The organism is Parabacteroides sp. AM58-2XD (genome assembly GCF_003463685.1).
Lineage (GTDB): Bacteria > Bacteroidota > Bacteroidia > Bacteroidales > Tannerellaceae > Parabacteroides > Parabacteroides segnis.
Genome location: NZ_QSDP01000056.1, coordinates 20,939 through 40,787 on the forward strand (window position 1 = coordinate 20,939; position 19,849 = coordinate 40,787).

The 19,849-nt window shown below is 44.1% G+C and carries 9 protein-coding genes and 4 pseudogenes; 6 read left to right on the forward strand and 7 right to left on the reverse strand.

Going from position 1 to position 19,849, the window contains the following annotated elements:
* Positions 1-88: 88 nt before the first annotated feature.
* Positions 89-1,371, reverse strand: a pseudogene (locus DXA15_RS14500) (DcaP family trimeric outer membrane transporter).
* A 126-nt stretch (positions 1,372-1,497) separates the two neighbouring features.
* Here DXA15_RS14500 and DXA15_RS14505 point away from each other — a divergent pair.
* The 3 genes and pseudogenes from DXA15_RS14505 to DXA15_RS14515 all read left to right on the forward strand — a co-directional run bounded on the left by DXA15_RS14505 (position 1,498) and on the right by DXA15_RS14515 (position 4,507).
* The gene (locus DXA15_RS14505; protein WP_046146671.1) at positions 1,498-2,169 is read left to right on the forward strand and encodes a peptidylprolyl isomerase; all 672 of its coding nucleotides are present in this window, start codon (positions 1,498-1,500) and stop codon (positions 2,167-2,169) included.
* A 19-nt stretch (positions 2,170-2,188) separates the two neighbouring features.
* Positions 2,189-2,946: pseudogene (locus DXA15_RS14510) on the forward strand (peptidylprolyl isomerase).
* A 202-nt stretch (positions 2,947-3,148) separates the two neighbouring features.
* A complete protein-coding gene (locus tag DXA15_RS14515) occupies positions 3,149-4,507 on the forward strand; it encodes an MATE family efflux transporter (RefSeq protein WP_128134475.1) in 1,359 nt (452 codons plus the stop codon).
* A 27-nt stretch (positions 4,508-4,534) separates the two neighbouring features.
* Here the strand turns inward: DXA15_RS14515 and DXA15_RS14520 are convergent, their stop codons facing one another.
* On the reverse strand, positions 4,535-7,144 hold the full coding sequence (locus tag DXA15_RS14520; protein WP_128134476.1) for a carboxypeptidase-like regulatory domain-containing protein: 2,610 nt from the start codon (positions 7,142-7,144) through the stop codon (positions 4,535-4,537).
* Positions 7,145-7,150: 6 nt separating this feature from the next.
* A complete protein-coding gene (locus DXA15_RS14525) occupies positions 7,151-8,128 on the reverse strand; it encodes a FecR family protein (RefSeq protein ID WP_128134477.1) in 978 nt (325 codons plus the stop codon).
* A 338-nt stretch (positions 8,129-8,466) separates the two neighbouring features.
* Here DXA15_RS14525 and DXA15_RS14530 point away from each other — a divergent pair.
* Positions 8,467-11,069, forward strand: a pseudogene (locus tag DXA15_RS14530) (outer membrane protein assembly factor).
* 20 nt (positions 11,070-11,089) lie between these two features.
* Positions 11,090-12,280 (forward strand): S41 family peptidase, encoded by a 1,191-nt coding sequence (locus tag DXA15_RS14535; protein WP_128134478.1) that lies wholly within the window; start codon positions 11,090-11,092, stop codon positions 12,278-12,280.
* A 33-nt stretch (positions 12,281-12,313) separates the two neighbouring features.
* Here DXA15_RS14535 and DXA15_RS14540 read toward each other — a convergent pair whose 3' ends face one another.
* Complete coding sequence (locus tag DXA15_RS14540) at positions 12,314-12,868, reverse strand: RNA polymerase sigma-70 factor (RefSeq protein ID WP_128134479.1); 555 nt, start codon at positions 12,866-12,868, stop codon at positions 12,314-12,316.
* Positions 12,869-13,106: 238 nt separating this feature from the next.
* Positions 13,107-15,185, reverse strand: coding sequence for a S9 family peptidase (locus tag DXA15_RS14545; RefSeq protein ID WP_233567289.1), 2,079 nt, complete (start codon positions 15,183-15,185; stop codon positions 13,107-13,109).
* Positions 15,186-15,297: 112 nt separating this feature from the next.
* Between DXA15_RS14545 and DXA15_RS14550 the strand changes: the two genes are divergently transcribed.
* Positions 15,298-15,789 carry an SPOR domain-containing protein gene (locus tag DXA15_RS14550; RefSeq protein ID WP_007652658.1) on the forward strand — a complete coding sequence of 164 codons (492 nt, stop codon included), beginning with the start codon at positions 15,298-15,300 and terminating at the stop codon, positions 15,787-15,789.
* Between the two features lie 209 nt (positions 15,790-15,998).
* Here the strand turns inward: DXA15_RS14550 and DXA15_RS14555 are convergent, their stop codons facing one another.
* Positions 15,999-16,877: a carbohydrate kinase gene (locus DXA15_RS14555; protein ID WP_128134480.1), complete on the reverse strand. Its 879-nt coding sequence runs from the start codon at positions 16,875-16,877 to the stop codon at positions 15,999-16,001.
* Between the two features lie 171 nt (positions 16,878-17,048).
* A pseudogene (locus tag DXA15_RS14560) lies at positions 17,049-19,644 on the reverse strand (substrate-binding domain-containing protein).
* Positions 19,645-19,849: the final 205 nt, after the last annotated feature.

Below are 19,849 nucleotides of genomic sequence, written 5' to 3' on the forward strand. Positions count from 1 at the left end.
TTTAATTATCCCTCAATAACCACAAAGGTATACAAAAAAGCAACACGACAAAGAGGCGCTTTGACTTTTAACGGTTTTGTCCGTTCGACTAGAAACTATACTGTACTGCCAGATTCAGACGATTGGCATGGCGAGTCTGGTCGTTAAAGTCCGTGCGCCATCCTCTCAGATATTCGGCACCGACCTGCAAGTCGGGAGTGATATTCCAGAACAGGTTGGCTACCAGATATTGTCCGTAGCGGTATTGTTCGGAAGGAGTCGACGGATAATCGTTTTCACTATACAAACGTGACTGGCTGTAAGTACTCGAAACAAACACATTCGGAGTAATATTGTATTGCAGGCCGGCATACCATCCCATCATCGGAAGAACCTGCATACGTCCGGCTTTGTCAGGATCGGGAACAATATCCACATTCAGATTACTCAAGTCGTTCATGTACTGGCTGATACCCCGACCGTAAACACCTTGTCCGTACACCTGTACTTTGCTGCAAAGGTTGAATGTGGTGGAGAGCAACACGCCCCAGCCTGTTTCCGATTCGGCTTTATTGGCAACCAGGTTATCATAGGTCATACTTCTGACGATAGCGGCGGCACGCAGATGGCTCTTAGAGTTCCAGCCATATTGCAGATAGGCGGGGAAGTTCGGCATGCGTTGCGAACCGATACTCAGGTTATCATTGGTCAGTCCGTCCACCACCGGCATTTCCACACCGACACCGGCTTTCCATCCTTCCCGAACGAACGTTCGTAACGGAACTGGGTAGCATGATAAATCGCCATCCCGTTCGGACCGGCAAAGTCGATCGTCGGAGGAATAGCCGCCAGGTCCATAAACGAACCATAGTCATATCCGAGTGTGAATCCCAGCAAGGAAGCATACGCATTTCTCAGTTCAAAGCCCTTACCGTTTCCACGGAAATTACCGGCCGTATAGACAACGAAGTCGCCCAAATGTTTGGTGTGTCCCACCAGTTTAAGGAAGACCGTGCTGGTTGTTGCATCCATCTGGAACTGGTTTCTGACATGCGACGCACCTTTGTTGGGGATCAGTGCGGGATAGAAATCAATATCTTTGGAGATACCGCCAAAATCATATTCGGCTGTTGCCTTCACGTATCCTCCGATACCGAGAGCGAAACGCCCCTTACGGTCGGTCAGCAGGAAACGGGGAATGCCCGGTTCATGGAAACGCTGATTCTGGGTTTCGTTCAGTATCCGGATAATTTCATCACCCGCCTTATCACGGGAAATAAACAGGATTGAATTCGGCTCCTCATCTTTAATGATCACTTTCTGAGCCTGAGCATGGGTGGATAACAGTCCGACCCCGAGCAACAAAGCTGCTCCTTTAACAAATGCTTTCATAAATGTGTTTTGTTTAGACGTTTTACCAGTAAGGAACAAGCATTGCATGAAAAGGTTGTGTTAAAAGGTTGCGTTAACGACTAAAAGTAACTATTTTTGTTGCCTTAATAACAAAATAAAACGAAGATGAAAAAGCTGTTTGCTATAGGTTTACTCCTAATCGGATTATTGTCATCCCTTCATTTGCAAGCGCAGGAAGTTGAGACCCTTGTCCAGATCGATACCGACATGGGAAAGATCAAAGTGAAGTTATTTAACGACACGCCCCAGCACAGGGATAATTTTATCAAAAATGTGAAAGAGAAGCGCTACGACGGCCTCCTGTTCCACCGTGTCATCAAACAATTCATGGTACAAGGCGGAGACATCAACTCGAAAGATGCACCTATCGAACAGCATCTGGGGGACGGCGACCCGGGTTACACCATCCCGGCAGAGATCGTCTATCCGAAATATTTCCACAAACGCGGTATGCTCTGTGCCGCCCGTACCAGCGACGACGAGAATCCGGAACGCGCCTCATCGGGTACACAGTTCTACATCGTTACCGGAAAATTCTATACGGAAATGGAACTGGACAAGATGGAGGAAAAAGATAATAAAACCTTTACTCCCGAACAACGGGAAGCCTATATGCTTGAAGGGGGCGCTCCCCACCTGGACGGGACCTACACCGTCTTCGGCGAAGTAATAAAAGGCATGAAAGTTGTCGATAAAATCCAGTTTGTCGAAACAAATGAGGACGACAGGCCGTTAAAGAATATAAAGATCAAGACAATGACGATTGTCGATAAATAATCATTAAACGAAACGAAAAATGGAAACAAACGAAACACAGGTTCTGATGAAGACCAGCCTGGGTAACATCAAACTAAAATTATACAACGAAACACCGCAACACCGCGACAACTTTATCAAGCTGGTAAAGGAAGGCACTTACAACGGCCTGCTTTTCCACCGTGTCATCAAGGATTTCATGATTCAGGGTGGCGATGTCACCTCTAAAGATGCTCCGATGAACAAACAACTGGGTGCCGGCGACCTGGGATATACGGTCCCTGCCGAATTCGTTTATCCGAAATATTTCCACAAAAAGGAGCACTCTCAGCAGCCCGTACTAGCGATGAAGTGAATCCGGAAAGAGAATCTTCCGCTTCCCAGTTCTATATCGTAACCGGAAAAGTTTATTCCGACAGCGAACTGGCCCAGATGGAAAAACAGAAAGAAGGCCGCCTGAAACAGTCTATTTTCGCCCGTCTGCAAAAAGAAAATGCAGCGAAAATCAAAGCTGCCTACCAAAGTGGCGACAAAGCCGAACTGGCCATCATCCGTGATACCTTGATCGGAAAAACAGAACTGGAAGCTGAAAAGCGCAAAGAGGAAGCCAAGCTGACTCCGGAACAGCGCGAAGTTTACAAAACAATCGGCGGTGTTCCTTTTCTGGATAACGAATATACGGTATACGGCGAAGTGGTAGAAGGACTGGACGTAGTGGACGCCATCCAGAACGTAAAGACCAACCGCCAGGACCGCCCGTTGGAAAATGTGGTTATCGAATCAGTGGAAATAATTTAATACGATCCTTTTCCGGAAAATACACAACATCTTTCCGGAGAATATCCAATGTTTTTATATTTAGAGGTAGGTCTAAATCAATTTAGAGGTACGTGTAATTCAATTTAGACCTACCTCTAAATTAAATTAGACCTACCTCTTTCTGAAAACTCATCAGATACTTACCACTCTTTTATGCTGATGAACCGACTAAAAGAATGCAATGATACAACTCTCTGCTTACAAAGAACATTATAAAGAAACAATCCGTCTGGGTGTCCCGATCATGTTGGGGCAGCTGGGCATTATTATTGTCGGTTTTGCCGACAACATCATGGTGGGACATCACAGCACAGCTGAACTGGCCGCCGCTTCTTTTGTCAATAACTTCTTTAACCTGGCTTTTATCTTCGGGATGGGTTTCTCATACGGCCTCACTCCCATTATCGGCGGTTTGCATGCCAACAAGGAATATCACAAAGCCGGAGAGACATTGAAGAACAGTCTTTTTATCAACTTCATCGTCGGGGTATTGTTAAGTACTTTGATGCTCCTGCTCCTGTTGAACATCGATATTTTAAAACAGCCGGAAGAGTTGATGCCATATATCGTTCCCTACTATATCTTACAGCTTTTCTCGGTGATATTCGCCATGCTGTTCAATTCGTTTAAGCAGTTCAGCGACGGTACGACCGATACGGTTACTCCGATGTGGATCATGCTCGGGGCGAACGTATTGAATATTATAGGGAACTATTTTCTTATCTATGGAAAATGCGGAGTTCCGGAGATGGGACTGACCGGGGCAGGTATCTCCACACTTGTCAGTCGTATCCTTACATTTATCGTTTTCTGCGTTTTATTTGCCCGAAGGGAAAAATATAAAGAGTTCCTGACCGGATTCAAAAACGGAGTCGTTAACCGCCTGAACCTCTCCAACCTGATACGTTTAGGCTTTCCGGTGGGATTGTTAATGGGGGTTGAAACGGGTTCATTCAGTCTGAGTGTTATTATGATGGGATGGATCGGGAGCACCGCACTGGCCGCCCATCAGGTGTTAGGCGTAATCACGACACTCGGATTCATGGTCTATTACGGGATAGCTGCCGCCGTTACAATTCGCGTAAGTGTATTCAAAGGATACAGTGACTGGCTGAATATCCGTCAGGCTTCTTTTGCCGGATTACATCTGATTATGGGAGTGGCTGTTCTGTTTGTCCTGTTCATCCTCGCCTTCCATAAAAACATGGGATATTTGTTTACTCCCGAACATGATGTGGTGGCAATGGTTTCCCTTCTGTCGTGGTCGGTTATCCTGTATCAGTTCGGAGACGGACTACAAATACTGTTTGCCAATGCACTACGCGGCATAGCCGATGTGAAGTATATGGCTTACAGGGCTTTCTTCTGTCATTTCGGGCTGGCTTTGCCGATCGGATACATCTGCGGATTCATTCTTGACTGGGGAGCGATAGGTATCTGGTGCGGTTTTCCTGTCAGCCTGACTACGCTAGGAATATTATTTTGGAGAAGGTTCAATAAATTGTATTATCTTTACGCCTTCACCAAATCTGGTTCCTGATTTCACTATGCAAATACGGATAAATAGCTAGAAATACAACTTATAACTGATGTTGGGGATCAAACCGGTTCCCTTTTCTCTTTTGATCTTGTTAGTTTTCTCGTTATACTCATAATAATGCATACCGGTACGCATCCCGACATTGAGCATTTTCAACGAGAATTCATGAGATAACTTTCGTTTGTTTATTCTGTAATTGAGCGATACATCCCCGTTCAGTACCGGACTGAATTTCCTGCTGAAAGCTTTCGTTTCGTCAAACAGGACATCCTGCTCTTCATTCGATCTTTCTTCGTCGACAGGCGTATAACGATCGCCGCCATGAAAGAACAGGCGAACGTTTATATTAAACATATTCTGTTTACCTACCATCCACTCTTTTCCGGCAAGCGCATTCAACAGGAAACCTCTGTCCATCCTTGTATTCCGCCAGATATTATCGCCTCCTTTATATTTTGATTTGAAAAGAGAACCGGTCAGCATGTAGTAAAATCCGTTTGTCATGTATTGTTCCAGCGTTACATCGACGCCGTAGTTCTTACCCGAACCGTTATTTGTCAAAACTCTATCCAGGTAGAAATCCTGAAGATTAATCAGGGAGAAAGAGGTATGATCCTCGACAGGAATGTTATATAGATATTGATAATAAGGTTCTATCTTCACATGCAGATTCGGTTTGACAGTCCAGTCGTAGCTGAGTCCGGCATGATGCGCATACGAGAAGTCCAGATATTTGTTAGAGGCAGATTGCCCTTCGACGTTCCGTTCAACAAAATAGTAATCAAGCCTTTCTCTACGGCTATGCAGGCCATAGGCTAGGGAGAAAGAATGCCGGGCAGCCGGTTTCCATTTCAGGGCGGCTCGCGGTTCCAAAGACCAGTTGTTATTGAGTGCAAAATAAGAAGAAGTAATTCCCAGGCTGACCGTTATACGGCGGTTTATGTCGATCACCGAACTGCTGAAAGCCGAAAGAACCATACTTTTACCCTTCCCTTTTGAAAGCTGCTCCATGGGCTTATTCAAACCAAAATTAGGACTGATCTTGTAATCGAGATCGTAATTCAACCCTGTAATTGTAATACCGGTTCTGTTGGTATGTGCACGGCTGAACTTCTTATTGATGTATGCGTTGAATAGGATATCCCATTTCCGGTTTTGAATATCTCCGACATGTACAGAGTTGCCGTCCGGGATTTGTTGATCGGCCAATATATGATCTTGGGAATAAGTGGCAGACAAGGAGGAACGCAGGTAAGTATTCCGGTCGAGGAAATAGGTATGAGTAATTCCCCCGACCAGTTTTTCGAGGTTGTTTCTAGCCGATTGCCGGTCGGCTTGTGTTTCCCAGTCAGAAGGATCTTCTGCATCCGCTTTATTCCGGTCTATTAATCCCAGTCCCCAGATAGAAAATGTCCCGGCTTTCGAAGTCGGGAAATGCAGCTTGAATGATACATCCTGATATTTCAGATTAGCACTGCCATTCGTTGCAAGTGAAGTCGTCGAGAAGCGATAGTTGAAGAGGTAAGAACTACCCTGCTTCTTATTGACCGGGCCTTCCGATGCCAGGTCGATACCCATTAATCCGACCTGAAAGGCATGTTCGTACTCCCGGTTATTCCCGTTACGCATATGCATATCGAAAACTCCCGAAAGAGCATTGTTATATTCAGCCGGAAAAGCTCCGTTATAAAAGTCAGAATTACCGATCACCTGCGTACTCAATGCCGAAAGAAAACCACCACCCAAACCGGAGAGATCAGCAAAATGGGTGGGATTGGGAATCTCGACACCCTCCAGTCGCCATTGCGTATATTGCGGAGAGTTGCCCCGGATGGCAACGGCATTTGTTCCTACTTCGCCGGCTACACCCGCAAAGGCGGAACTCAGACGAGCCGGGTCATCGAAGCCGTTGGCAAAACGGCTTGCCTCTTCCATACTTATCATGCGTCCTCCGGTGATAGCCATCGGATTAACCGTTTCAGACTTCTTCACTTCGGGATGCACGACGATCTCACTGAGAAGATGAATGTTTTCGTTCAACGATATATCCAATTGTATTTCTTTGGAGGAAGTTACAAGTACTTCATTGACTATATGGGTATTATACCCCATATAGGATATCTGTATGTCATAGCGTCCGACAGGCACTTCTTTCATATGGAAGCAGCCCAGACTATCGGTAACAGCCCCCAGGGAGAGTTTACCTAAAATACTTACTGTCGCATACTCGATCGGAGTATTGCTTTTGGAATCAGTGACGACTCCTCGTATCGACTGCACGAACCTGTTTGTTTCTTTTTGCCGGCCGGCATATTTTCCCGGAGATAAAATGATATGATACCCTTTTATCCGATAAGTGTATTGTCCGTCTTTCAATATTTCTGCCAGAGCCTGATCGACATCTGCCTCTTTGAGTGAGAGGCGGACCATTTTATTCAGGTCTAAAGCCGCTTGTTCATAAGCGATACTGTAACCTGTTTGTCGTTCGATAGCGGCGAGAGCTTCTTTGACGGATATGCTTTTGTTTTGTATAGAGATTGTTTTTCCTTTGTTCTGAGCGATGCTCACGAAAGAATGGAAAACAAGAGATAAGAAAACGATAATCCGGTAAAACCGTCTTGATTTGATCCGATCCATCAGGTTTTATTTGTATTGTTTACTTAATACGATAGTTGCACCTTGCTGTCGATAGGTAAAACCGACAACATCCTTCAACACATTGAGTATTTCATCCAGTGTTTCACCTTTCAGGAATTTAACAGTATATTGCTTAGATGCCGAGATAGCTGTTTTATCATCAATCGTAACATTAAAATGCCTTTCCAACGTCTGTATCATCTCTCCGAAAGAGGAATTGATGAATAAGATTTGTCCGGAAAGCCAGGCATCGGTTTCTGCCGGTGATACCTTTTCAATATTCAATACGGAAGTCTTGATATTATAAATTAGTTGCTCGTTGGGCGCAAGGGTTTGGGGGGCTTGTGATTGGGGGCTGACTTCTACTTTTCCGCTTGTCAGTGTTGCAGTTATGCATTCATCGTCCGGATAGGCTTTGACATTGAATTTCGTGCCAAGTACTTTTACCGAGAGTTGTTCTGTTTTCACAATGAAAGGTTGAGCCGGGTTCTTTCTTACGGAGAAATAGGCTTCTCCTTCCAGATAGACCTGTCGCAAACTGTCGTCGGTAAATGTTTTCGGAAACTTTACGTTTGAACCCGCATTAATCCATATTTCAGAGCTGTCGGGCAGGAATAGATGTTTGGTTTCTCCGTAAGCCACGGTAATCTCTGTCAGTTTATGCTGCGTATAATAGAAGTATCCGCCGGTAATCAGAAACAGAGGTATGAGTACAGCTGCAATCCGAAGTGCTTTTTTATAGAATAGGGTATCGGCCGGTTGCCTTTCGGAATATCCGATTCGGCTGTTGACACGCTTCAAAGCAGCATACGTATCCGGGGTGATTTTCGTTTCCAACTCAGTCCAATAGGCCAACGAGGCTTCCTCTTTCTCTTTCATGTGCTTATCAGCAATAATCCACCGCTGAATCCTTTCTTCAGTTTCCTTCGGAAAGCGTTTGCTTAGATATTGCCGGACGATTCGCGATATATTACTATTCTCCATTTGATTACTTTTTATAATATACAATTAAAGGGAGGAAAACTCAGTAAGAAAATGAATATTTCATAAATATCCCCAGTTATTTTTATAGTGTGGGGAAAATCCCCCACATAAGTGGGAATACTTCCCCATCATAGTGGGGATTTTTCCCCATACGAGTGGGAATATGATTTTCCTATTGTTTCCTCACGCACAAATCCCCCCACTGTTTTTTGATAACAATGCACTTTTCTTATTGAGCTTTTGTCCTCCAGTTTGTATATTAATAGACAATAACAAAAGAAACGAAACTAAAATGAATGCTTGATATGAAGATATTATTCACTATTACCTTCTTGCTGATGCTTTTTTCTAACGAAACTGTATGTGCACAAAATGACTCAATAGCCAAAACAAAAGTACAAATATCTTATAATCATCCCAAACGGTATAAGATTGCCGATATTAAGGTGACGGGTATTAAGAATTATGATGATTTCGTGTTAATAGGCTTCTCCGGGCTGTCGGTAGGCGACATGGTGACAATCCCTGGCGATGAAATTACAACAGCGGTAAAGCGTTTTTGGAAACATGGATTGTTTTCGGATGTAAAGATACTGGCAACTAAGCTAGAAGGCGACGATGTCTGGCTGGAAATCCGGTTGAAACAACGTCCCCGTATATCGGAAGTAAATTATCATGGCATCAAGAAAGGAGAGCGGGAAGACCTTGAAGCCAGGCTGGGCTTGAAGAAGGGCTTCCAGGTAACTCCTAACCTGATGGATAGGGCAAAGATTGTTATTCAGAAATTTTTCGACGGCAAAGGTTTTAAGAACGTAGATGTGGATATCGTTCAGCGCGACGATCTGTCGAAAGAAAGCGAAGTGATTGTCGATATCAATATCAATAAAAACGAGAAGACAAAGATTCACCGTATCTACTTCAAAGGAAATACAGCGCTGACTACCGGAGTGCTGAAGAAGGCGATGAAGAAAACAAACGAGAAATTCAGCCTCCCGAACGACTGGAAAAGCAGCATACTGGAAGCCTTCAGCACGAAAAAGTTTACCTCCGAAGAATATGAGAAGGATAAACAGAACATCATCGCCAAATATAACGAACAAGGTTATCGTGATGCCGTCTTACTCTCAGACAGTGTTGTTAATTATAATGAGAAGCTAGTAGATATCTTTCTGAAACTGGAAGAAGGCAACAAATATTACCTGAAAGATATTCGTTTCGTAGGTAATACACAATATGATTCCGATTATCTGGAAGCGATACTGAGTATGAAGCCGGGGGAAGTTTACAACCAAAAGAAACTCAACGAGCGTTTGTCGTTGGACGAAGACGCCGTGTCTAACATTTATTACAACAACGGTTACATCTTCTTCAGTGCCGACCCGGTGGAAGTGGATGTGGATAACGACTCTATCTCGCTGGAAGTTCGTATTCAGGAAGGCCCGCAGGCGACTATCAACCGTATAATCATTAATGGCAACGACCGTTTGTATGAAGATATCGTGCGTCGTGAGCTGCGTACCAAGCCGGGCACGTTGTTCAGTCGTGAAGATCTGATGCGTTCAGTCCGTGAAATTGCACAGAAGGGACACTTCGACCCGGAGAATATGGATCCCAAACCGCTGCCCGACCCGGAGAACGGAACGGTAGATATACAGTATAACCTGACTTCCAAGGCAAACGACCAGATCGAGTTCTCAGCCGGCTGGGGACAGACAGGGGTGATCGGTAAGCTAAGTCTGAAGTTTACCAACTTCTCCATGAAGAACTTTCTGAACCCGAAGACATATAAAGGTATCATCCGCAGGGGGAAGGACAGACATTGACATTGAGCGGCCAGACCAATGGACGTTATTATCAGGCATACAGTATTTCATTTATGGATCCGTGGTTTGGTGGAAGACGACCGAATACGCTTTCTGTAAGTGCCTACTTTTCCAAACAAACAGATATCAGTAGTAGCTACTATAATAACAATCTGTCGAATTACGGTAGTTATTATCCCGGTTATGGCAGCGGCTACGGTAATATGTACGGCTATGGCAATAACTACAACAACTACGAACTGGCCTACGACCCGGATAAGTCGATCATGATGCTTGGTGTTGCTGTCGGTTACGGTAAACGACTAAACTGGCCGGACGACTACTTTCAGTTCATGGCAACATTGAATTATCAGATGTATATTATGCACGACTGGGCCTACTTTCTCGTGCAGAACGGTACCAGCCATAATGTCAATCTGGAATTGATGTTGCAGCGCAACTCGATCGACAACCCGTTGTACACTCGTCACGGTTCGCAATTTTCGGTGTCGGTAAGCGCAACTCCCCCTTATTCTTTATGGGATGGAAAGGATTATACCAGCATGAGTGATAGCGACCCGAATAAGTTTAAGTTTATCGAGTATCATAAATGGAAATTCAAAGCAAAGCTATTCTCTCCATTGGCTCCGGTAGCGGTGAAGCGTACGCCGGTATTAATGACACGTGTTGAATACGGATTCCTGGGATCATACAACAGCCATAAACGTTCACCGTTTGAAACCTTCTACATGGGTGGCGACGGCATGAGCGGATACTCCAGCACCTATGCTACCGAAACGATTGGTTTGAGAGGGTATGAAAACGGAAGTATTGCCGGTAACGCTGGTTACAGTTCATACGGGTATGCCTACTCTCGTTTAGCAATGGAGTTGCGCTATCCGTTCCTGCTGGAACCGTCTTCTACCATCTACGGATTGGTTTTTGCAGAAGCCGGTAACGCCTGGAAGGATTTGAAGAGTTTTAATCCGTTCGATCTGAAACGTTCTGTGGGTGTAGGTGCACGTATCTTCCTGCCGATGATCGGTTTGATGGGTATCGATATGGCTTACGGATTTGATAAGGTAAATGGAAAAAGAGGAGGCTGGCATCCTCACTTTATTATCGGACAGGAATTTTAATAATAATAAGAAAAAGAAGAATGAAAAGTATATTCATATGGCTATTTGCATGTATCGCGCAAATAGGACTATCTCAGGAAGTCAGAGAATTAACGTCAACAGAAAAAGAGAAGGACTTTCTCTTTCTGGTAGAAACACTAAAAAGCAATTATCCCTATTTCAGCCTGTATGAACGTGTATACGGAAAGTCGTGGTTATCTCAAAAGGATTCTTTTCTGAAGAAAGTGTGCAACACAAAGAATAATAAAGAATATATATTGCTGCTCGACTCCATCGTAAAAAACCTGCATGACAAAGAAGTCGATCTCTCCCCTACTGTGTACTGGAGCCACTACCGCACAAAATACGGAGAAGCTTGCTTAATAAATCCGGGATATATACCCTGGGTAAATACATTGAACCAATCGGACAAAGAGATGGGGTATTGGAGTAAATTATTAAAGAAAGGTAATACAAAAGAAACCGTTTCAAAGAACAATTCACAGTATAAAGATTCGATCATTCCTTCACGTAAGATAGGGATCTTACACATATCGTCATTCGATCCGGAAAGCCGGGAGGATGATTTTCAGCGAATAAATGAATTTCTTTATAGGATTAGCAACTACAACTATCTCATCATAGATATACAAGGTAATAAAGGAAGGAGCAGCTCTTACTGGATGGAAGGGATCGTGAAACGGCTGATATATGCACCCGCCTGCTTCCAGCGTTACTTCGCGATCAAAAAGGGAAGGCACAACAGTTTATTCTTTTCACGCTATCTGAACAGTGATGTCACCATAAATGTATCTTCACAATTTATATCACCACCTTTGGAACTTTCAGAACAAACATTTAAGGTAACGAAGGAAACAACCATCATCTATCCGTATTTACCTATCCCTTTTAAAGGGGAAATAATCATCCTGACAGATTCAGGCGTCTTTTCTGCGGCAGATGAATTTGCTTGTTTTGCCCAAAGCACCTCCTGGGCTACTGTTGCCGGCCAGACAACTGCCGGTGGCGGTATCGGAAGCGATCCGGTAGTGATACGGTTGCCGGCTAGTGGTATACTTGTGCGTTACCCGGCATTGGCAGGATTAAATCCTAACGGTAGTCTGCATATAGAAGATAAAACAATTCCCGACACAGAGATAAAAGGAAACAAACCGGATGAAAGATTAAACAACCTGATCGACCGATTAAACGACAGTTTGTTGTTCATATAACGATGCAGACGGAGCGCAGCGTAACCGGGGAAACTATAACAGAGCAAGGATGAAGGCGAATATAGCTTTACGAATCTCTTTCAGGGCGAGGCTTAGCTGACTTTCAACGTTTCTTTTGCTCGTATGCAGCCGTTCGGCTATTTCGCCGTTACTGAGTCCTTCGTTGCGGCTGAGTATGTAAATCTGCTTACGCTGTTCCGGCATTTTGTTTACGAGATCATCGATTAACAAGCCCAGTTCTTTTGCGATAAGATCTTCTTCTGATGTAGAACCGGCTTCATCCGGTTGGAAATTATTCGTATAAGCCAGATGGATGTATTTATGGTTGAGGTAGTTTATAGCGGCATTGCGGGCAATCGTATATAAATAGGCGTCGAAAGATTTGGCGGTGTTGATAGCTTGCCGGTTGATCCAGAGGTTTACAAATAAGTCCTCAGCCAATTCCTCGGCGTCGGATTCCGATTTTACATATCCGTAGATAAAAGCTTTCGTCTTATTATAATAGGTAAGAAATACCGTTTCAAAAGCCTTATGATCTCCATTCCATAAGCCTTCAATCGTTTTTATGTCAATACTGCTACCTGCCATGAATCAACTTCTTAGTATCGGGAGACAAAAGAAGTAATTATTTGCGGGATAGAAAATATCTTTTTGAAATCTTAATGTAAATAGCTATTTATATACAAAATTAAAATGTTTTATGGGAACTAGGGGCATCGTTGCAGTAGCCGATGCTTATCCGTTTAGCACTATAAGGCTGGCGAGCTGGCTTGCCTGTGTCGCCAATTCAACACAGGCAAGCCACTCTTCCAGCACAAGCAGGCTGTTATTTCTTCACCCACCGATCCAGCCATTCAAAGAATGTGCGCTGCCAGAGTACGCCGTTCTGCGGTTTCAATACCCAGTGGTTTTCATCCGGATAGATTAACAATTCGGCAGGAACACCACGTAGCACGGCTGCATTGAAGGCCGCCATTCCCTGACCGGCAAGGATACGATAGTCTTTTTCTCCGTGGATACACAAGATTGGCGTATCCCATTTGTCTACGAATAAATGCGGAGAGTTGGCAAATGTACGTTGTGCCACCGGATTGTTCTTTTCCCAGTAAGCGCCGCCCATATCCCAGTTGGCAAACCACATTTCTTCCGTTTCCAGATATTGCATTTCCATATTGAAGATACCGTCATGGGCAATGAATGCTTTGAAACGTTTGTCATGATGACCGGCTAACCAGTAAACGGAGAAACCTCCGAAGCTGGCTCCGACACAACCCAAACGATCGTTATCCACATACGGTTCTTTCGCCATTTCATCAATAGCCGTGAAATAGTCTTTCATACACTGACCACCGTAATCACCGCTGATTTGTTCGTTCCATTCCATGCCGAAGCCCGGAAGACCGCGACGGTTCGGAGCGACAATGATATAATCGTTAGCCGCCATAATCTGGAAGTTCCAACGATAAGACCAGAACTGGCTGACCGGACTTTGCGGGCCACCTTCGCAGAACAGCAAAGTCGGATATTTCTTGTTAGGATCGAAATTAGGCGGATAGATTACCCAGGTCAACATTTGCTTACCATCGGTTGTCTTCATCCAGCGTCCTTCTACCTTACCCATAGTCAGCTGGTCGTAAATCTGCTTGTTTTCAGTAGTCAGCTGAGCTACCTTATTATTATCAGCCAGGTCGATAGAATAGATTTCATCGCCCATGCTCATAGAGTGGCGCTTAACAATCAACTTGTTTTCTCCCAGCAAGTTCACTGAATCATAATCATACGTACCAGAAGTAAGCTGAGTCAGTTTATTACCGTTGTCCAGTTCTATCTTATATACCTGCGATTCACCATGCCAAACTCCCGTAAAGTAAAGCGTACGGGCATCGGCACTCCAACAAAAACCGTCTACATTTGAATCGAAGTCCTTGCTGACAAATGTCTTTTCGCCCGTCTCCAGATTCATAACCATCAGGCGGTTCTGATCCGATTCATACCCGTCGCGTTCCATACTCTGCCAGGCAATATATTTACCGTCAGGCGAATACTGCGGATTGGTATCGTATCCCATAATACCTTCGCTGATATTTACGGTCTGCTTGGTATTCAGGTCATATACATAAATATCCGAATTAGTGGAAAGAGCATATTCCTTACCGGTCTTCTTACGGGAAGTGTATGCAATCTTATCGGAGGTCGTATTCCAGGCCAGCTGCTCGATACCACCGAAAGGTTTCATCGGTGATTCGTACGGTTCACCTTCCAACACATCAATCGGACTTCCGACCTTATTTCCGTCAAAATCAGCAATAAACGGATGGGGAGCTGTCGTTACCCATTCATCCCAATGCTTATACATCAAATCCGTCACAATGATACCGCTGGCTTTATCCAAATCCGGATACTTGTCTTTTGTGCTCGGAACCGTCTTTACCTGCGAAATAAACAAAACCTTCTTTTCATCCGGAGAGAAAGCGAAGCCTTCGATATCGCCGTCATAATTGGACAACTGCTTCCGTCCGGTTCCGTCCGGATTCATTTCCCAAAGCTGGCTGCTTCCGCTTTCGCCGGAAAGGAAAGCAATCTTTGTGCCCCCTTTAATCCAGGTTGCTTCATTTTCAGAAAAGGAAGTGTGGGTAATCTGTTTGTTATCAGAACCATCGGCGTTCATGACGAACACTTCACGGTTGCTGCTGTTGAGAGGTACACTGTAATAAGCTACCGTGTAAACTACTTTCTGTCCGTCGGGCGAAACATTCATGCCGCCGATACGTCCCATGGCCCAAAGCGCCTCGGGCGTCATCCGACCGTCGGCAATCTTGATTTCCGAACGTCCGATAACTGGCTTTGTGTCTTCTGCTTTCTTAGCTTCCTGATTACAAGCACCTAGTAATACGGATGTTGCCATAACCATTGTTGCAATAGATTTATTCATGTACATTATAATATATTATATTCTGTGTGCGAAATTAGTAAATATAATTTATATCTTTGCACAAGTAATTTAAGAACTGAACAGTATGAATAAGATTTGGTTATTTGGAGCCGCTATAAGTATGGTATTAGCATTCGGCTCATGTAAACCTAAACAGAGTGCTTATAAGGCTGCTTACGAACAAGCCAAAGAAAAAGAGTCTACAGCTCCTGTTGAGGTAGTAGAACAAGAAGAAGAGATTGTTGAAGAGGTTGCCCCGGTTTCCAAACCCAGAACTTCTACAGCAACGACTCGCTCGGAAAGAATCAGCGCTGCACAAGGCGAAGACGCCAGCCGTCTGAAACGTTACAGTGTGGTTATCGGTAGCTTCAAGAACAAGACAAATGCTTACTCTTTGAAAGAACGTATGCAGAATGCAGGCTACAACGCTGTATTAGGTGAAAACGAACAAGGCATGTTGCGTGTAATCGTTGCCAGCTTCGATGATAAAGCTGATGCTGCCGACAGTCGCGATGCTATCAAAGCTAAATATGCACCTGATTTCCAGGATGCCTGGTTGTTGGAAAGACAATACTAATAAGACGTCTGTTAGTAAAACAGGCAAACATTATTATCGATACATGAAAAGGGATATCCTTCGGGATAATCCCTTTTTGTGTGTTAAGGAGAAAACATAAAAGGCCCGGCAATGCCGGACCTTTTAACCAACCTAAATTAAAAACCTAAAACTAACCATCTTTTTGCCTTAAACAATTAACCTATACATATATGAGTATCTTCTATTTCTTATTCGTAAGCCGGCCATGCTCCCTTATGGGAACAAACAAAAGCCGATATCTTTACAGCACATTCGTGGGCTTCTCTCAATGTCTGCCCTTTCAATAACGACATCACCAAGGCTGCCGAAAAAGCATCTCCTGCTCCTACCGTATCCGCTACATCCACTTTTGGAGTAGCTAAGGTAGAGACTTCGTCGGGGGTGTAAACCGTACTGTAATCAGCACCCGCCGTCAGAACAACCATTCGCAGGTTATAGTTCTCCATAAACCAGTTAGCCACCTCTTCTTCGGTTCCTTTCAAACCGAACAGTTTTTTCAGCTCCGACATTTCATCATCATTCATTTTCAGCACGTTCGCCAAGTACAAAGATTCTTCAATCAATACCTTATTATAATAATGTTGTCGCAGGTTAATATCAAACAACCGGTACGCCGAATCGGGAGCAAACGAAAGAATAGCCTGAATCGTTTCACGGGATTGTTGACAACGCTGTCCCAAAGCACCGAAGCAGATAGCATCCGCACGTTCTGCAAGGTCTACTGCATCGGAGGTAGGCGACATATGATCCCAGGCTACACGTTCCGTTATTGTATAATGGGGAATACCGTCATCCTCTATATCCACATGTACCGTTCCTGTAGGATATGGCAACTTTTCTATTAAATACTGAATTTTGTACTTATTCAGTTCGCTCAATATATCCCTTCCGTTATCATCATCACCAATGGCACTGATAGCATACCCTTCCGCTCCCAAACGGGAAGCATGGTAAACAAAATTAATCGGTGCGCCGCCTGCCGTCTTACCTGTGGGAAGCAAATCCCAAAGAAGTTCGCCAATACCGACCACTACCGGTTTTTTATTTTGTTGCTTCATCTGTTCCATGATGTAGTAATTCTTTGTAATACGAGATTTTTGTTCCTTATGTTGATGATGCAAAACTAAGGAACGAAACAGAAGCAGACGATAACGGATGCTACAAAAAGGATAACATTCGTTACATAAAAGGTTTATTTTCAACAGGCTTATATTGTCGTTACATAAATGTAACGAGTGTTATCCTTTCTCCTGATATTCGGTTGGTGTAATATTATACACCGCCTTAAAGCATTTGGAGAAGTAAGGAGGGGAACTGAAACCGGTTGCATAAGCGGCCTCATTGACATTACAGTCTTTCTGACGCAACAAGGCAGCGGCTTGCTTCAAACGGTAGTTACGGAGGAAATCGGTAGGCGTCACTCCTGTCAGTTCTTTTACTTTCCGGTAGAGATGCACACGCGACAGGCCAAGCATTTCGCTCGCTTTTTCGATACTGAAGTTTGAATCAGGATAAGATTCCTCAATCAATGCCATGAACTTGCGCATAAATAATTCGTCCATACTTTCCGCCTTATCCGTTTTCAATCCGGAAGCAGCAGGCGATTGAAGTTCCTGGGCAAATGCATTCCTCAGCCGGGCACGTTCTTCCAGCAGACGGACGATACGGAGTTTTACTTCTTCAATATTAAACGGTTTCTGGATAAACTCATCGGCACCGCTGGCAATACCATACATCCGCTGTTTATCATCGGAAAGGGCGGTGAGCAATATAACCGGTATATGGCTGAAAACAATATCCGATTTAATCCGCTTACACAATTCATAGCCATTCATTTCGGGCATCATCACGTCACTGATTACCAGCGACACATTTTCTTTTGCCAGTATATCCACTGCCACCCGACCATTCTCTGCCGCCAGGATACGGAAATTCGGCTTCAGTTCTTTTTGCAGATACGCATTAATATCCGGATCGTCTTCAACAATCAGGATCGTATAATCGTAGGTACGGTTCACAATCTCATCCATTTCACGGGTATCCAGATTAGCACGCCGCTCGACAATTCTGTCACGGAAGGGGCAAACACACAGGATTCATCAAAGTGAGATTTTCCTTTGGGCAACTCGACAAAAAAGACGGTACGTTTCCCCGGTTCACTTTCCACACGGATACTTCCTTTATGCATACCGACAAACTCATGAGTCAGGTGCAGGCCGATTCCCGTCCCGGTAAGATGGTCGGCGGTAAAAAACTGATCGAAAACGGAAGACAGGTTCTGCGGCTGGATTCCTTTCCCATTATCTTCTACCGAAAGGATAACATATCCCGCATGATCCTGCAAACGAATTGTGACGGTTCCTCCGTCGGGTGTAAATTTAAAGGCATTCGACAACAGATTGGCCAGAATCTTTTCCATCTTATCCGTATCCACCCACAACATTACGGAAGAGACATCGTGTTGAAACGAGTATTGTATCTGTTTGCTCTGTGCCATATTATCGAAATAGGAACTGACATCTTCGATAAAGGTAATCAGATCTATTTCCGTCACCCGCATATCCATCTTGTTACTTTCTACCTTACGGAAGTCGAGCAGCTGGCTGACAACACGTTTCAGACGGTCGGCATTCTTCTTTATGATATGTATGTCATCGGCAAGCGGAGAATCGGGAGGCAACTCTTTCGATAGCTTATTCAATGGACCGAGTATCAGTGTCAGCGGTGTTTTGATCTCATGGGATACATTTGTGAAGAACTGTAATTTGCGGGTAGTAGCCTGTTCGATCTTCCGGTTGGCAATAGCCAATTCTTCGCGTTGTTGTTCCACTTGTATATTGGTTCGCTTCAACTCATGGTTCTTACGCTGTACTTTACGGAAGATGTGTATTACATAAAGAGCCAGTAGGCCCACTACTCCCAGCAACAACAGGATCAAACCGACTGAATTTTGTAAAAAACGGTATTCTGAAAGCATCTCTTCCAGATTATTCCGCTGTTTCTCGATCTGTTCCTGATAATCAGCCAACTGTTCAGTCTGCAAATATAATGTACCGGCATTCTCTTTGTCGATCAGGCTGATGTCAGTGCATATTGTTTGGAGACAGGCTGCCCGTTCAGTATCTGCCAGGCAACCTTTATCGCGGTAGTTCCTCCGGTTGGATATACGAAAGAAGCTGTCAGATAGCCGTTACTTACCGCTTCAATTCCTTTTCCTTTCCCCGGCAAAGCATCTATGCCGATAAACTTTATCCTTTTTACTGCCAGCGGATCTATTTCCATAATAGCTTCCCGCGCAGCCAAAGCCATTACATCGTTATGTGCATACACGATATCAATATCATCAAACAGGCCAAGTGCAGCTATATTCTCTTTTGTTTCTTTCGAATGCCAACGTCCGTAAACAGTTTTCAGAATCACATTATCATTATGAATAAGAGCATCACTAAAACCGTTATGTCTGTCGCGGGCAGAAGAAGAACCTTCGCGCCCCCACACTTCGACAATCGTTGTCTTCTCTTTCTTCAACAATGAATTGATAAACAATCCGGCTGCACGGCCAATCTCATAATTGTCCGCACCGATAAAAGTCGTATATTCTTCCGAATAAATCTTCCGGTCTATTATAATAGTAGGAATCCCCGCCCGGAAGGCCTCTACGGCTGCGGTTGTGACCGGTTCCGATTCGTTGGCAGATATAATGACAAGGTCTACCCGTTGTTTGATAAACTCACGTATCTGTTTGATCTGAGTGTCATTGTCTTCTCCGGCATCTTTTATTTGCAGAGTCAGTCCGGGATACTCAGAAGCTTTTACCTGCATATCCAGCACCATCGCTTTCCGCCAGCTATCATTGATAGAACTATGGGAAACGCCCACAACAAATTTCTTTTCTCCTTCCTGTTTACAGGATATTGTTAGAGACAAGATACCATTACTGTCCCGTAAAAGTGGATAAATAGTTCTTTGAAATAATTGAAATATAGTCTATTAGATACTACTTTTTAGGCGCGACGATTTGAAATCATACCTTTGAGGT

What these genes read in the sequence shown, in the direction of transcription:
- DXA15_RS14505 (WP_046146671.1), top strand. Translation starts at nt 1,498, where the DNA reads ATGAAAAAGCTGTTTGCTATAGGTTTACTCCTAATCGGATTATTGTCA.
- DXA15_RS14515 (WP_128134475.1), top strand. Translation starts at nt 3,149, where the DNA reads ATGATACAACTCTCTGCTTACAAAGAACATTATAAAGAAACAATCCGT.
- DXA15_RS14520 (WP_128134476.1), bottom strand. Translation starts at nt 7,144, where the DNA reads ATGGATCGGATCAAATCAAGACGGTTTTACCGGATTATCGTTTTCTTA.
- DXA15_RS14525 (WP_128134477.1), bottom strand. Translation starts at nt 8,128, where the DNA reads ATGGAGAATAGTAATATATCGCGAATCGTCCGGCAATATCTAAGCAAA.
- DXA15_RS14535 (WP_128134478.1), top strand. Translation starts at nt 11,090, where the DNA reads ATGAAAAGTATATTCATATGGCTATTTGCATGTATCGCGCAAATAGGA.
- DXA15_RS14540 (WP_128134479.1), bottom strand. Translation starts at nt 12,868, where the DNA reads ATGGCAGGTAGCAGTATTGACATAAAAACGATTGAAGGCTTATGGAAT.
- DXA15_RS14545 (WP_233567289.1), bottom strand. Translation starts at nt 15,185, where the DNA reads ATGGCAACATCCGTATTACTAGGTGCTTGTAATCAGGAAGCTAAGAAA.
- DXA15_RS14550 (WP_007652658.1), top strand. Translation starts at nt 15,298, where the DNA reads ATGAATAAGATTTGGTTATTTGGAGCCGCTATAAGTATGGTATTAGCA.
- DXA15_RS14555 (WP_128134480.1), bottom strand. Translation starts at nt 16,877, where the DNA reads ATGGAACAGATGAAGCAACAAAATAAAAAACCGGTAGTGGTCGGTATT.